This is a genomic window from Leucobacter sp. OLIS6 (assembly GCF_002752355.1).
Lineage (GTDB): Bacteria > Actinomycetota > Actinomycetes > Actinomycetales > Microbacteriaceae > Leucobacter.
Genome location: NZ_MRAV01000010.1, coordinates 65,166 through 80,042, shown reverse-complemented (window position 1 = coordinate 80,042; position 14,877 = coordinate 65,166). Strand labels below are relative to the sequence as shown.

The window sequence follows — 14,877 nt, the reverse complement described above, 5'->3', positions numbered from 1 at the left end:
TGCTGCTCGCGCAGGATGACGGTGGACGGTGGTCCGGTCGACGGCCGGAGGGAGGGTCCTGCGGCTCGCGGCTCGCGCTCACGAACCGCAGGACGTGTGGGCGCTTAGGCGGTGGCCTGAGCGGGCGTCGCGGCGTCCGCCGCTTGCAGCGCCTTCTTGGTGCGCGCCTTGAACGCGGCGCGCACGCGCACCGAGGCGAACACCAGGGCGATGATCGTGATGATGTAGGGCAGGGTGAGCGACAGCGACGAGTTGACCCCGAGCAGGCCGAGCTGGTCGGCGAGGGCCTCAGCGACGCCGAAGATGAGGCAGGCGATCATGGTGCGGTAGGGCCGCGCGAGACCGAAGGTGAGCGCCGCGACCGCGATGAAGCCGCGCGACGCGGTCATGCCCGAGGTGAAGGTGCCGACCGTCGCCATCGCGAGCTGCGCGCCCGCGACACCCGCGAAGGCGCCCGACAGCAGGATCGAGATGAACTTCACCCGGAACACGTTGATGCCGGCGGCCATCGCGGCCGCCTCGTCCTCGCCGACCGCGCGCAGGTGCACGCCGTAGCGGGTGCGGTAGAGCACGAAGGCGTAGGCGGGCACGGCGAGCAGCGCGACCCAGACGAGGATCGTCTGGTTGTTCAGCATGGTGCCGATCACCGGGATGTCGCCGATGAAGCCGAGGTTGATCTTCGGCAGGTTCGCCTGCACGCCGGGCGGGGTCGCGCCCGCGTTGCCGTAGAGCACGGTGAGCAGCAGCACGGCGAGGCCGGCGGCGAGCAGGTTGATACCGATACCGACCACGATCGCGTCGGCCTTGAAGGCCAGCACGGCGACCGCGAAGATCACGGCCATCACGAGGCCCGCGACGAGCGCGGCGAAGATGCCGACGAAGGCGTTCGTGATCGCGCCGACCGAGACCGCGGCGAACGCCCCCATGAGCATCATGCCCTCGAGGCCGATGTTGAGCACGTTGCCGGTCTGCGTGAAGGAACCGCCGATAGCGGCGAGCAGGATCGGGGTGACCTTGAGCAGGACGACGGCGAGGATCGCCGTGATCAGGAGGATGGGATCCATCAGGCTGCGCTCCGTTCGGTCGCGGCACCGGCACTGGGCGTGACGGCGCGCTTCTTTCGGCGGTTCCACACGAAGGTGGCGGTGATCGCGATGATGATGATGCCCTGCAGCACGCTGACGACCGGGAACGGCACGTCGATGTCCTGCAATCCGGTCGAGCCGGCCATCATGGTCGCGTAGAAGAGCGCCGCGACGAGCGAGGCCCAGGGGTTGAGGCGGGCGAGCAGTGCCACCGTGATGGCGAGGAAGCCGTACCCCGGCGAGAACGCCTGCACGAAGCGTCCACCGTTCGGGCCGAGCACGAGCAGCGCGCCGGTGATGCCGGCGACCGCGCCCGAGAGCATCATGACCTGGATCGACATGGCCTTCACCGAGACGCCGGTGTACTGCGCGAAGCGGTTCATCTCGCCGAGCTGCTTGACCTTGAGACCCCACGGGGTGCGGCCGAGCAGCAGCGCGATGCCGACCGCGACGATCAGGGCGATGACGAGGTCGGGCCCGATGCCGTACTCGGGGCTGAACATCGTGAACTGCACGCCGTCCGGCAGCTTCTTGGACGCCTCGAAGCCGGCGGTCGGATCCTTGAACGGCCCGGTCACGAGGAAGCGGGTGATGAGCTTCGCGACCTCGGAGAGCAGCAGCGTGGTGACGACGATGTCGACGCGCCACGACGCGAACAACCAGCCGGGCAGGAAGCCCCAGATCGCGCCCGCGAGCGCGCCGACCACGAGGACGACGAGCATGACCACGAGGGGCGGGAGGCCCTGGCACGAGACGCCGGCGACCGCGCCGAAGAACGCCCCGAAGTAGAGCTGCCCCTCCGCGCCGATGTTGAAGAAGCCGGCGCGGAACGACACGATCGTCGCCGAGGCGATCACCGCGAGCGGGATGAACGTCGCGACGATGTTCGAGATGCCGAACGACTCGCTCCACCCGGAGGTGAAGAGCGCGACGTAGGCGTCGATCGGGTTCTTGCCGATCGCGAGGATGACGAAGACGCCGACCACGAGGGCGACGAGCACCGCGATGACCGGCTGCTTCGCGCTCTCGAAGGCCTTGCTCGCGAAGCCCGCGAAGAAGTTGCCCTTCGGCTCGGCCGCGGCCTCGTCGAGGCTCCGCTGCACCGAGACGGCGGTCGTATCGAACTCCGGTGCCGCGACGTCGACGCTCTCGGTGACGGTCGCGACCGAGGCGTCGGCCTCGATCGCGGCGACGACCTCGGTGTCGAGGCCGAGCTCGTCGGCGACGCGGGCGTGCTCGGCCTCGGCCTCGGCGAGCGCTTCGGGAGTCGGCCGCGTGCCGGCCATGGCCAGACCGACGGCGGTCTCGCTCATGTTGTCCTGCGTGAACTCGGCGACGAACTCGCCGCGGAACATCACGAGCAGGCGGTCCGACAGGCTCATGACCTCGTTGAGGTCGGCCGAGACGAGCAGCACACCGGCACCGCGGTCGCGGGCCGCGACGATCGAGTTGTGCACGAATTCCATCGCGCCGACGTCGACGCCGCGGGTCGGCTGCGAGATGACCAGCAGCTCGGGGTCGGAGGTGAACTCGCGCGCGATGAGCACCTTCTGCATGTTGCCGCCGGACAGGTCGCCGATGCGGGTGCTCGGCGCGGCGCCGCGCACATCGAACATAGCGATCAGCTTCTGCGCGAGCCGCCGCGTCTTCGCGAGCGAGAGCCAGCCGAGGCGGACGAGCGGGGCGCGCAGCTTCGTGGCGGCGATGTTCTCGGCGATCGTGAGCGACGGGCCGGCGCCCTCCTCGTGCCGGTCCTCGGGCACGTAGGCGAGGCCGATCTCGCGGCGCTTCGCGACCGTTGCACGGGTCACGTCCTGACCCGAGATCCGGATCGTTCCGCGCGGCACGTCGATCATGCCGGCGATCGCGGCCGTGAGCTCGGACTGGCCGTTGCCCTCGACGCCGGCGATGCCGACGACCTCGCCGCGGCGGATCGAGAGCGACACGTCGCGGAGTGCGAGGATGCCGCGGGCGTCGACCGCGGTGAGGCCCTCGACGCTGAGCACCTCGTCCTTCGGGTTCGCGGGCGTGTGCTTGATGCGCAGCAGCACCTCGCGGCCGACCATCATCGTCGCGATGTCGGTCTGGGTGAGGCCCGCCGCGGGCTGGGTGCCGACGACGCGGCCGTCGCGGATCACCGAGATGTCGTCGGCGATGGCCAGCACCTCGCCGAGCTTGTGCGAGATGAAGACGACGGCGCAGCCGCGGTCGGCCAGTTGCCGCACCACGACGAACAGCTCGTCGGCCTCGGCCGGGGTGAGCACGGCCGTCGGCTCGTCGAGGATCAGGAGGCGCGTGTCGTGCGAGAGCGCCTTGAGGATCTCGACACGCTGCCGCTCGCCGACCGAGAGGTCCTCGATGATGTCGGTCGGATCGATGGCCAGGCCGAAGCGCTCGGAGAGCTCGCGGACCTTCGTCTGCATGCCCTTCTGGTCGAGGCGCCCGAGCCCGGTCGTGGGCTCCTTGCCCAGGAAGATGTTGGCCGCGACCGTCAGCGACGGCACGAGCTTGAAGTGCTGGTGCACCATACCGATGCCGAGCTCGTCGGCCCGGTTCGGGTTCTCGACGGACACCTCGGTCCCGTCGAACAGGATGGCGCCGCCGTCGGGCTGCAGATTGCCCGAGATCATGTTCATCAGCGTCGTCTTGCCCGCGCCGTTCTCGCCGACGATGGCGTGCACCCGGCCGGGCATGAAAGCGAGCGAGATGTCCTCGTTCGCGACCTTCTCGCCGAAGGTCTTGGTGATTCCGCGGAGCTCCAGAATCGGTGTCGCGTCTGACACAGCGGCTTCCTTTCCGAATTGAAAGCGGGTGGCGGTCGGCGACCGGTCGATCCGAGGATCGACCGGTCGCCGACCGGGGAGGGGATCAGCCCTTGGGGACCGTGATCTCGCCCGAGACGATCTTGGCGGTGTAGTCCTCGACCGCCTTGACCACTTCGGCGGGCACGAGGTCGCCGTTGTTCTCGAAGTCGAGGCCCACGCCCTTGTTCTTGAGGTCGTAGGTCGTGGTCTCGCCGAACTTCAGCTCGCCCTTCTGATCGGCCTTGACCGCGGTGACGATCGAGTTGCCGATGAACTTGCGCATCGAGGCGAGCACGTGGCCCGGCTGGATCTGGTTCTGGTTGCTGTCGACGCCGATCGAGAACCTGTTCGAGTCCTTCGACGCCTTCAGCACGCCGAGACCGGCCTGGCCGGCGACCGCGTAGACCACGCCCGCGCCCTTCTGGTACATCGCCGTGGCCTGGTCGTAGGCCTTGGTCGAGTTCACGAAGTCGCCGACGGTGGCCTTCTGGACCTCGATGCTGGGATCGACCGCCTTCACGCCGGCTTCGAAGCCCGCGAGGAAGTCGGTGATCGGGGGCGCGTCCTGGCCGCCGACGAAGCCGACGCTCTTCGAGCCCTTCGCGAGGCCGGTCTGGTTCTTGACCGTCGACGCGGCGACCACGCCGGCGAGGAACGAGCCCTCGTTCTGCGCGTACTGGATCGAGGCCACGTTGGGCGCCTCGACCGCGGAGTCGTAGATCACGTAGTGCTGCTTCGGGAACTTCTTCGCCGCGGCCGACAGGATGTCGTTCATCTGCCAGGTGCCGACGACGACGAGGTTGTACTTTCCGGTCGAGACCGACTCGACGTTGGCCTTCCACTGCGACTGGTTGCCCGCGTCGGCCTGCAGCGTCTTGGTGTCGACGCCCATCTTCTTGAGCTCGGTCATGCCGGTCTCGGAGTCGTCGAAGAAGCCCTGGTCGCCCAGGTTTCCGTTGACGACGTTGGCGACGGCGTACGACTTGTCGCCGCCCTTGTCGCCGCCGCCGCCCGACGAGCTGCAGCCGCTGAGGGCGAGTGCGGCGACCGCGGCGATGGCCACGGCGCCAGTGATGTGCTTTCTCATAGAAACTCCTTCGGTTCCGTCTGGTTCTGTTCGATTCGAGTCGTGGGGGCCGAGGTGCCGGCGAGCGCGAGCGCGCCGTCCGCGTCGGCGCGGGCGGCGGGGCCGCATCCGCAGGTGTCGCGCCGCAGCAGCGTGGTCGGCAGCACGCGGTGCAGTCGGCTGCGGTCCTGCTCGGGATCCTCGATGAGGGTGAGCAGCATGCGCACCACCTCCGTCGCGATCTCGGCGTAGGGCTGCACCACCGTGGTGAGACGCGGAGTCGTGTAGTCGCTGATCGGCGTGCCGTCGAAGCTCACGATCGCGACGTCCTCGCCCGCACGCAGGCCGACATCGGCGAGCGCGCGCAGCGTGCCGACCGCCTGGGTGTCGGAGCCGGCGAAGATCGCGTCGATCTCGGGGTCGCGCGCGAGCAGCTCGAGGGTGGCGGCGTGGCCGGCCTCGACGCTGAAGGGGGTGAAGGCGAGGCGCTGGTCGTCGACCGGCAGCCCGGCGTCGGCGAGCGCGCCGCGCCAGCCGATCACGCGTTCCTGGGCCGACGAGAGCCCTTCGCCGCCGGTGAGGCAGGCGATCCGCGTGCGGCCGTGCCCGATGAGGTGCTCGGTCGCGACCCGAGCGCCGCCGGCGTTGTCGACGACGACCGACGGCAGATCGATGCCGGCCTGCAGGCGGTCGAGCGAGACCGCGGGCACTTTGGCCGCCTGCAGTTCGCGCCAGCCCTCCGCGAAGTCGCCGCCCGGCACGGCGATGATGCCGTCCACACGGCGGTCGAGGAACGCGCGGACATAACCGAGCTCACGGGCCGCGCTGTCGACGCCGTTGCCGAGGAGCACCGCGAAGCCGGCCTCGAACGCCGCATCCTCGATCGCGGAGGACAGCCTCGCGAAGTAGGGATTGGCCGACTCGGGGAGCAGGAGGCCGAGGGTGTGCGTGCGCGCCGTGGCGAGGCTGCGGGCCAGGGCGTTGGGCCGGTAGCCGAGCTCGTCGATGGCGGCGACCACGCGCTCGCGCGTCGCGGGGGCGACCGGGTGGGAATCGTTCAGCACGTACGACACCACGGCCGGGCTCACCCCGGCGAGGCGCGCGACGTCGACTCGTCCGACCACAGCACCCACCCCTTTCCGCACTTCATCGTGTTCGCAGGCATGTTACGCGGGTTTCAACACTGGAGATCAGTGAATACCCGCGCGCGTCGCACGTCAATCTCCGTTATCGAACCGCAACCTGGCGCCCCTCTTGCCCCCGGAGCTCCGCGCTCCATATGGTGGACATTTCCGATCACATGCGCGACGAAGGGCAGCAGAAATGACGAATGCGGTACGTGTCTCCGACGAGGTCCGCGAGGCGGTGCGCGACGGGCGCCCGGTGCTCGCGCTCGAGTCCACGATCCTGACGCACGGGCTCCCCCGCCCGGCCAACGAGGAGCTCGCCCTCGAGACCGAGGAGCGCGTGCGTGCCGCGGGCGTGGTGCCGGCGACCATCGGTGTCGTGAACGGCGTGCCCACCGTCGGCCTCTCGACCGACGAGCTCGTCGGCCTCTCGCGCGACGACTCCGCGGTCAAGGCCAGCCTGCGCGATCTGCCCATCGCGGTCGCGAAGGGCCTCAGCGCCGGTACCACCGTCGCGGCGACCGCCTACCTCGCCGTGCAGGCGGGCGTGCGCGTCTTCTCGACCGGCGGCCTCGGCGGCGTGCACCGCGGCGCCGAGACCACCTTCGACGAGTCCGCCGACCTCGGCACCCTCGCGGGCCTCCCCCTCGTCGTCGTCAGCGCCGGCGTGAAGTCGATCCTCGACATCGGTCTCACCCTCGAGCGCCTCGAGACCCTGAACCTCTCGGTCGTCGGCTACGGCACGACCGACTACCCCGGCTTCTACGTCGCGGACTCCGGCTTTGACATCGAGTACTCGATCGATTCCCCCGAGGAGGCCGCGCGCATCGCCGTGGCCCGCGACGCCCTCGGCATCGACTCGACGCTGCTCGTCGCGAACCCCGTCTCGGCAGACCTGCAGCTCTCGCCCGAGCTGCACGACCGCGTGCTCGCCGAGGCGCTCTCGGCGGCCGACGAGAACGGGATCCACGGTCACGACTCGACCCCGTTCCTGCTCGACTACTTCGCGAAGTCGACCGGCGGCGAGAGCATGGCGGCGAACCTCGCCGCCTACCGGGGCAACGTCGACCTCGGTGCGCAGATCGCGCTGTCGCTGAGCGCGCTCTCGGAATGAGCACCGCGATGAACGGCGGCGCGGGCGCACCCGTGATCGCGGTCGCCGGCGACCTCGTCGAGGACATCGTGGTGTGGGCCGACGACGACATCGCCTACGGCACCGACACCCGGTCCCGGATCTTCCGGGTGCGGGGCGGGAGCGCGGCGAACGTCGCCACGGCGCTCGCCGTGCACGGCGGACGCCCCCGGCTCTTGACCCGCGTGGGCGACGACGGCGTCGGCGAGCGGCTCGTATCCGACCTCGAGCGGGTCGGGGTCGAGACGCGGGCGCAGGTCGCCGGCACGACGGGCACGATCGTGATCCTGATCGACCGCTCGGGCGAGCGCACCATGCTGCCCGACCGCGCGACCGCGAAGGAGGTCGAGCCCTTCGACCCGAGCTGGCTCGACGGCGCATCGCGCCTGCACGTGCCCCTCTACGGCTTCGAGACGACGCCGGAGGCCGCGGTGTTCCACGGCCTCTGCGCCGAGGCGACCCGGCGAGAGATCCCCGTCAGCGTCGACGCCTCGTCGGCCGGGCTCATCACCTGGCTGGGCGCCGAGCGGGTGCGCGGGATCCTCGACGAGATCGGCCCGCAGCTCGTGTTCGCGAACGACGACGAGGCCGCGCTGCTCGGGCTCGATCTCGTCGACCCGCCCGCGGGCCGCACGGTCGTGATCAAGCACGGCGGCGACCCCGTCGTGATCCGCACGGGCGCCGAGCGCGTCGAGGTCGCCGTGCCGCCCATCGGCGAGGTGACCGACACCACGGGCGCCGGCGACCACTTCGCCGCGGGCTTCCTGCTCGCCGTCGCGGACGGCGCGGACCCGGCCGCGGCTGCGCAGCGCGGCATCGCCGCGGCCGCGCGGGTGCTCGGGCAGCCCGGCGCGCACGTCACGGTCTGATCCGCCGCCGGTCCGGTCGCGCCCCGCACGATCGGACCGGCGCCGGGCGACTGCCGGGGCATTTCGGGCCCGGCCCGGCGGAGCTCTTCTAGGCCGTCGGCGAGGCGATGAGCTTCGCGCCGAAGCCGACGAGCACCGTGCCCGTGACCCCGTCGATCGCGCGGATCGTCTTCGGGCGGCGCAGCCAGCGGGACGCGTAGGTGGCGAGCACGATGAGCACGCCGAACCAGACGACCGTGAGGACCGCGTGCACGGCGGCGAGCGCGAGCCCCATCAGCACGGGCGAGGCGCCGTGCGGGATGAACTGCGGGATGGTCGCGACGTAGAAGACTCCGACCTTGGGGTTCGCGAGGTTCGAGGCGAGGCCGACGAGACCCGCACGCCAGGGCGATGCGGGCACGGTGCTCGGCTCGGCGGTCGCGGCCTGCGCCGCGGCACCGTGGCGCTTCGCGAAGATCGCCTTCCACAGCAGGGTCCCGCCGAGCACGATCATGTAGGCCGCGCCCAGCCAGGTCACCATGCGGTACGCGAGCTCGGAGGCGGCGAGCAGCGCGGCGGCGCCGACCGCTGCGGCGACTCCCCACACGAAGGATCCGAGGCAGATCCCGACGCCCGTCGCGATGGCGGTGCCCCGCCCGCGCACGAGCGCCTGCCGCAGCACGAGCGAGCTGTCGATGCCCGGCAGGATCGTGAGCAGCATCGCGACGACGGAGAACGACAGCAGCGCCTGGAGGATCGTCATTGCAGCAGTGTAGGCGGGATGGACCGGACGCGGAACGGCGAACGGCGGGGACTCCGGTCGAGGAGGCCCCGCCGTTCGGCGCGGTGCGGCGCCGGTCAGCGCACCGAGGTGCGGCGCATCGACAGCCAGGTGCCGACGAGTGCGACCGCGGCGACCGCCACCGCGACCCCCGCGAGGATCCCGCCCGTGATCGCCGGGATGATCTCGCCGAGCTGCGGCGCGAGCAGCAGCACCGAGAGGGCGACCGCGAGACCGAGGAGGAGGCCGAGCACCGTGGGCCCCTTCGGGCCGAAGCGGAGCCAGATCGCTCCGAACAGGCCGCCGACGCTGAGCAGGGTGAAGGTGCCGAGGAACACCACCGGCGCGAGCACGAGCGGGTTGCCGGCGCCCAGGCCGTTGACGTCGAGGGCGTAGACGTTCATGAACCAGTGTCCGGTGGCCAGCTCGATGCCGAGCAGCGCCAGCATGATCGCCGTGATGAACGCCGACTGGATCAGGTTCGCGATCGCCGTGCCGAGCACGTACGAGCGGCGGGTGCTGCCGGTGGCCGTCGCGAACGGGAACGTGGTGGCGACCGCCTGCACCCCGTAGTAGACGAGGAAGCCGGGGAGCGACCACAGCATGCCCGAGTTGTATCGGGCTCCGGTCGCGTAACCGGGCGAGCTCGGATCGAGCCCGCCGCGCTGCAGTGCGAGCGCGATCAGCGCCGAGATCACCAGGACCAGGAGCACGATCGAGAGAGGTGCGACGAACATCGTCGAGGGCTTGTTGAGGTGCAGGCGGATGACCTTGCCGATGCGGTTCATGAGCGGACTCCGTTCGCGATAGTGGCGGGGCGGGCGGTGTCTGCGTCCGGCCGCTCGGTGGGGGTGTCGGCGCCGTCGAAGCCGTAGGCGGCCACGAGCTCCTGCAGTCCGACCGAGCCGATATCGACGCCGCGCTCGGCGGCAGCGGCACGATCCTGAGCACTCGGCTGGCCGTCGATCACGGCCGTCGCGAGTCCCCCGATGCGGTGCCGGCTGAGCACGCTGCGGCCCTCGGCGTAGGCGGCGACGTCGGCGTCACGGCCCGTGACCTGGTGCGCGGCCCCGCGCAGCTCGTCGACGTCGGCGTCGCGCAGCAGGCGTCCGCGGTCGAGGATCACCACCCGCTCGAGCAGCTGCTCCATCTCGTCGATGAGGTGGGTTGACAGGACGATCGTGCGCGGGTGCTCGGCGTAGTCGCGCAGCAGCACGTCGTAGAAGTGCGTGCGCGCCGTCGCGTCGAGGCCGAGGTAGGGCTCGTCGAAGAACGTGATCGGCGCGCGCGAGGCGAGCCCGATCACGATCCCGAGCGCCGACAGCTGGCCGCGCGAGAACTTCTTCACGACCGGCTTCTCGGGGATCCGGAACAGCGAGACCAGCTCGTCCGCGAGGGCCTGATCCCACTCGGGGAACCCGATGCGGGCGCCGCGCAGCACGTGCTTCAGTTTGTAGTCGTCGGGGTACCGCTGGTTGTCGCGGATGAAGCACATGCGCTCGACCACGCGGGCGTGCTCGAAGGGCGGTTCGCCATCGACGAGCACCGTGCCCGAGGTCTGGCGATCCTGCGCCGAGAGGATGGACATGAGGCTGGTCTTGCCGGCGCCGTTGCGGCCGAGCAGCCCGGTGATGGTATTGCGCCGGAAGGCGAGGGTGACGTCGTCGAGGGCGCGGACGGACCCGTGGGTGCGGGTCAGCGAGCGGACTTCGATCGCGTTCTGCGTCGATGCGGTCATGGCGTTGCCTCCGTAGTGTGGGGGTCGGATGCGGTGTCTGCGGGGGTGCCCGCGCGCTCGGCGCTGCGGCGGGAGACGAGGTCGAGCACGGCGTCGGGCGCGAGCCCCAGTGCGGCGGCTTCCTCGAGGAGCGGATCGACGTACCCCGCGATGAGACTCTCGTGCCGTCGGCCGCCGATGAGCCGCTTGGCTCCGGGCGAGACGAACATGCCGATGCCGCGCTTCTTGAAGAGCACGCCGTCGTCGACGAGGAGATTGAGCGCCTTGCCGGCGGTCGCCGGGTTGATGCGCAGGAACGCCGCGAGCTCGTTGGTCGAGGGCACCTGCGACTCCTCGGCGTAGGTGCCGCGGAGGATGTCGTCGGAGATCCGATCGGCGAGCTGCACGAAGATCGGCCGCGAATCGTCGAACACGGGCGCCTCCTCTTCGGTTCTTCATTGGTTCGTTACTTCACTAATGAACCTATGCACCGATGCGGGGGCTGTCAAGCCCCCGACGCGCGCAGCAGGAATCGGGAACGGCCCGGGCGAGAACGATGCCCGCTCAGATGATGCCGAGCTCCATCGCGCGGGTCACGGCCCGCGTGCGATCCGACACTCCGAGCTTCTCGAAGACGTGCAGCAGGTGCGTCTTCACGGTCGACTCGCCGATCGTGAGGCGCTCCGCGATGCCCGGGTTGCTGAGCCCTTCGGCGACGAGCGCCAGGATCTCGGTCTCGCGCGCGGTGAGACGCGGACTGGGCTCCCCCGCCGCCCGGTTCCCGGGCTCGCCGGTCGCTCGCGCCACCAGCGCGGCCGCGATCGATGGCGCGAGCACCGTCTGGCCCGCGGCCACGGCCCGGATCCCGGCTGCCAGCTCCGCGGCCGGAGCGGCCTTGACCAGGTATCCGCCGGCCCCCGCCTCGATCGCTGCGAGGATCTGGTCATCGTCCTCGTACGTCGTGAAGACCAGGACCCTCGGCGCCGCACCCCCGGCCTCCGCGATGAGACGTCGCGTGGCCTCGACCCCGCCGATGCCCGGCATCCGCAGATCCATCAGCACCACATCGGGGGCGAGCGAGGCCGCGAGTCGCACGGCGTCCTCGCCGGACGCACCCTCGCCGACGACCTCGAAATCCGGTTCGGTGTCGAGCAGGCCGACGATCCCCGCGCGCACGATGGGGTGGTCGTCGACCACCAGCACCCGGATCATGCCGCACCCTCCGCGACCGGCCGCAATCGGACCTCGAGTCGGGCTCCCCCGCCCGGTCGCGCGCCGAAGCGCACTTCGCCGCCGACCGCGCGCACACGATCCGCCAGCCCGGTGAGGCCGAAGCCGCCCGAAGCCCCGGCGGTCCCGTCGGTCCCGCGGGCGCGGCTCGCGGTTCCCGCCGGACCGACGCCGTCGTCGTCGACCACCAGCACCGCTCCGCCCTCGGCCGCCGAGCTCAGCGACACCGCGACCCACGACGCACCGGCGTGCTTCCGCGCGTTCGACATCCCCTCCTGCGCCGCGCGCAGCAGGACGACCTGGCGCTCGCGATCGAGCTCGGGCGGCAGCAGTTCGCAGTCGACCCGCACCCCGGCATCGACCCTGAGCCGCGCGGCGAGCCGTCCGATCGCGGCCTCGAGGCCGCCGTCCCCGAGCGGCTGCGTCGTCGCCACGAGCGCACGTGCCTCGGCGACCGCGTCCCGCGCCGCCGAGCCCACCCGCACGATCCGATCCGCCGCGCGCTCCGGATCCCCGGCAGCGAGCGCGCGTTCCGCCTGCTCGCTCAGCATCACGAGCCCCGCGAGCGTCTGCGTCAGCGTGTCGTGGAGCTCGCGCGAGAGGCGTTCGCGCTCCGACGCCGCACCGGCGGCCTCGGAGAGCTCGGCGACCTCGGCCTGCGATCGGCGGAGCTCCTCCGCCAGGGCGCGGTACCGCTCGCCCTGAGCGAAGATGCGCGTGATCCAGGTGCCCATGACCACCGCGAACGCGAACGAGATGAGGGCGATCGCGACGGCGGCCCCGACGCCCCCGCTGACGCCGAAGCGCGTGAAGACGCCGATGAACCCCGCCCCGACGGCGAGCGCCAGCCCGGCGCTCCAGATGATCGCCGAGCGGTAGCGCGCGACGATGGTCCAGATCACGGGGTAGCCGATCGTCTGCAGCGTGGCGTAGTTCGCGAACACCGCCGTGGCCGCCGCGATGATCGCGATCATCCCGAGCAGGAAGACGAAGTCGGCGGGCCGCGCCACGCGCTCGAGGATCGCGCGCCGCAGTGCCGCCCGACCGAGCAGCACGTACCAGAGGGCGAACACCGCGGGAGCCGCGACGATGCTCCAGCTCTCCGCTGGTTCGAGCGGTGGATCGCTGAGCAAGATCTCGAACAGGCCGATGGTCGCCATGACCGCGAGCGTCGCCGAGATGCCGAGGTCCCACCACAGCAGCGGCCCGCGGCGCACCGCTCCGATCTCGCTCATGCTCTCACCCTCTCACGGCTCCCGACCCACGGTCTCACGAACGCCGGATCCAGCGGAACGTCACGATGCTCAGCACCAGGCCCGCCGCGAGCCACGCCCCGAGGTTGATGGCGACGAGCCAGAGATCCCACGAACCGGAGAGCTCGGCCCCGGCGAAGTGCTCGGGCAGGAACACGCTCCGCATGCCCTGCGCCAACCACTTCAGCGGGAACAGCGAGGCGAGGTTCTGCAGCCACTCGGGCAGCATCGAGAACTGCAGATAGACGCCCGAGATGAACTGCAGCAGCAGCACGATCGGCAGCACGACCGCCGTCGCGCTGCGCGGCGACCGCGGTACCGATGACAGTGCGATGCCGAGCAGCGTCATGGTGACGATCCCGAGCACGTAGATCCACGCGAAACGCAGCCAGAGCGTGGGATCCGTCGGCAGCGCGACGCCCAGCACGATCGCGGCGAACGCCAGGAGCAGCGCGAGCTGGAGGACGGAAGTGACGAGGATCATCCCGCCCTTGCCGATGAAGTACGACACCGGGGACAGCGGGGTGCCTCCGAGCCGACGCAACCACCCGTCGCCCTTCTCCCGGGCGATGTCGACCGCGAGATTCTGCACGCCGGTGAGCAGCAGGCCGGCTGCGATCATCCCCGGCAGGTAGTAGGCCGCCATCGAGATGCCCCCGGTGCCGTCGGGCCGAGCCCCGACCTCGCCCACCGAATCGAAGGCCACCCCGAAGATCCCGAGCATCAGGACCGGGAAGAGGAAGGTGAAGAAGACGGTGTCGGGCGTACGGAAGTACCCGCGCAGCTCGAACCGGATGGACGAGACGCCCGCGCGGAGGATGCCCGGGGCGGTCCTCCGCCCCGTTCCGAGCGTGCGTACGGATGCCTGGATCGCGGTCATGATTCCGTTCCCGGTTCGGGGGCCGCCGCGGAATCCGCCGCGATGAGGCCCAGATAGATCTCCTCGAGCGAAGGTCTCCGCACTTCGAGGTCCTGCGGTTCGCCACCGGGCACTCCCGCTTCGACGGCCCCCGCCGCCAGGCGCGAGACGAGCGCGGCCGGGGCCGCAGTCCGCTCCTCCCGGATCGTTCCCGAGGAGTCCCTCCAGCTCACGAGCGGAACCCGGGCCTCGGCACCGCCGAGTTCGCCCGGAGACGCCTCGGCCACGATCCGACCGCCCGTCACCACCCCGACCCGGTCGGCCAGGTGCGCGGCTTCGTCGAGGTAGTGCGTCGTCAGCAGGATCGACGTGCCCGAACCGGTGAGTCCCGCGAGCATGTCCCAGAAATGGCGCCGCGCTTCGGGATCGAACCCGGTCGTCGGCTCGTCGAGGAACAGGAGTTCGGGACGCCCGACGATGCCGAGCGCGACATCGAGCCGTCGCTGCTGCCCGCCCGACATCCTGCTCGCGCGGCGGCCGGCCTGCTCGGTGAGCCCGACCAGGTCGAGCACCTCGTCGACTCCGCGCGGATCGGGGGAGAACGACCCGAAGTGCGCGAGGAGCTCGCGCGGCGTGTACGGGCCCAGGTCCCCGGTGCTCTGCGCCACGATGCCGATCCGTGCACGCCATGATCGTGATGCGGTCAGCGGGTCCTCCCCCAGCACCCGCACCTCGCCGCGATCCGGCTTTCTGATCCCCTCGAGGATCTCGATCGTGGTGCTCTTGCCCGCGCCGTTCGGCCCGAGCAGCGCGTACGTCTCGCCGCGCCCGATCTCGAGGTCGACGCCGTCGAGGATCGGGCGCCCGCCGTACTGCTTGCCGAGGCCGCGCACGGCGATGGCCGGCGCGCTGCCCGTGCGGAGTGTTCCGGTTCTGCTCATGGTTCCAGGATCGCCGCCCGCGCCTCCCGGCGGC

Annotated in this window: 14 protein-coding genes; 2 read left to right on the top strand and 12 right to left on the bottom strand. The window is 70.8% G+C overall.

What is annotated here, in order from left to right; all coding sequences use genetic code 11:
* Window positions 1–104: 104 nt before the first annotated feature.
* The 4 genes from BMH31_RS06295 to BMH31_RS06280 all read right to left on the bottom strand — a co-directional run bounded on the left by BMH31_RS06295 (window position 105) and on the right by BMH31_RS06280 (window position 6,079).
* Window positions 105–1,064: an ABC transporter permease gene (locus tag BMH31_RS06295; RefSeq protein ID WP_099723260.1), complete on the bottom strand. Its 960-nt coding sequence runs from the start codon at window positions 1,062–1,064 to the stop codon at window positions 105–107.
* Window positions 1,064–3,868, bottom strand: a complete 2,805-nt coding sequence (locus BMH31_RS06290; protein ID WP_099723261.1) for an ATP-binding cassette domain-containing protein — start codon at window positions 3,866–3,868, stop codon at window positions 1,064–1,066. The genes BMH31_RS06295 and BMH31_RS06290 overlap by 1 nt, the downstream gene beginning before the upstream one ends.
* Before the next feature lie 85 nt (window positions 3,869–3,953).
* Complete coding sequence (locus BMH31_RS06285; protein ID WP_158234917.1) at window positions 3,954–4,976, bottom strand: BMP family ABC transporter substrate-binding protein; 1,023 nt, start codon at window positions 4,974–4,976, stop codon at window positions 3,954–3,956.
* Window positions 4,973–6,079 carry a LacI family DNA-binding transcriptional regulator gene (locus BMH31_RS06280; protein ID WP_158234916.1) on the bottom strand — a complete coding sequence of 369 codons (1,107 nt, stop codon included), beginning with the start codon at window positions 6,077–6,079 and terminating at the stop codon, window positions 4,973–4,975. The genes BMH31_RS06285 and BMH31_RS06280 overlap by 4 nt, the downstream gene beginning before the upstream one ends.
* Before the next feature lie 199 nt (window positions 6,080–6,278).
* On the opposite strand from BMH31_RS06280, the gene BMH31_RS06275 reads away from it, so the two are divergent.
* Window positions 6,279–7,196: a pseudouridine-5'-phosphate glycosidase gene (locus BMH31_RS06275; RefSeq protein WP_099723264.1), complete on the top strand. Its 918-nt coding sequence runs from the start codon at window positions 6,279–6,281 to the stop codon at window positions 7,194–7,196.
* Window positions 7,193–8,083, top strand: a complete 891-nt coding sequence (locus BMH31_RS06270) for a PfkB family carbohydrate kinase (protein WP_099723265.1) — start codon at window positions 7,193–7,195, stop codon at window positions 8,081–8,083. The genes BMH31_RS06275 and BMH31_RS06270 overlap by 4 nt, the downstream gene beginning before the upstream one ends.
* 88 nt (window positions 8,084–8,171) lie before the next feature.
* On the opposite strand, the gene BMH31_RS06265 is transcribed toward BMH31_RS06270, so the two are convergent.
* From BMH31_RS06265 to BMH31_RS06230, 8 genes are all read right to left on the bottom strand, one after another.
* On the bottom strand, window positions 8,172–8,825 hold the full coding sequence (locus tag BMH31_RS06265) for a LysE family translocator (protein WP_099723266.1): 654 nt from the start codon (window positions 8,823–8,825) through the stop codon (window positions 8,172–8,174).
* Between the two features lie 95 nt (window positions 8,826–8,920).
* Window positions 8,921–9,631: a hypothetical protein gene (locus BMH31_RS06260; protein WP_099723267.1), complete on the bottom strand. Its 711-nt coding sequence runs from the start codon at window positions 9,629–9,631 to the stop codon at window positions 8,921–8,923.
* Entirely contained in the window at window positions 9,628–10,581 is a 954-nt protein-coding gene (locus BMH31_RS06255; protein ID WP_099723268.1) for an ABC transporter ATP-binding protein, read from the bottom strand. Before BMH31_RS06255 ends, BMH31_RS06260 begins: the two co-directional genes overlap by 4 nt.
* A complete protein-coding gene (locus tag BMH31_RS06250; RefSeq protein WP_099723269.1) occupies window positions 10,578–10,994 on the bottom strand; it encodes a GntR family transcriptional regulator in 417 nt (138 codons plus the stop codon). Before BMH31_RS06250 ends, BMH31_RS06255 begins: the two co-directional genes overlap by 4 nt.
* Window positions 10,995–11,124: 130 nt before the next feature.
* Entirely contained in the window at window positions 11,125–11,772 is a 648-nt protein-coding gene (locus tag BMH31_RS06245; protein ID WP_099723270.1) for a response regulator transcription factor, read from the bottom strand.
* Window positions 11,769–13,025: a sensor histidine kinase gene (locus BMH31_RS06240; RefSeq protein ID WP_099723271.1), complete on the bottom strand. Its 1,257-nt coding sequence runs from the start codon at window positions 13,023–13,025 to the stop codon at window positions 11,769–11,771. Before BMH31_RS06240 ends, BMH31_RS06245 begins: the two co-directional genes overlap by 4 nt.
* Before the next feature lie 34 nt (window positions 13,026–13,059).
* Entirely contained in the window at window positions 13,060–13,923 is an 864-nt protein-coding gene (locus tag BMH31_RS06235) for an ABC transporter permease (protein WP_099723272.1), read from the bottom strand.
* The gene (locus BMH31_RS06230; RefSeq protein WP_099723273.1) at window positions 13,920–14,843 is read right to left on the bottom strand and encodes an ABC transporter ATP-binding protein; all 924 of its coding nucleotides are present in this window, start codon (window positions 14,841–14,843) and stop codon (window positions 13,920–13,922) included. Before BMH31_RS06230 ends, BMH31_RS06235 begins: the two co-directional genes overlap by 4 nt.
* Window positions 14,844–14,877 lie beyond the last annotated feature (34 nt).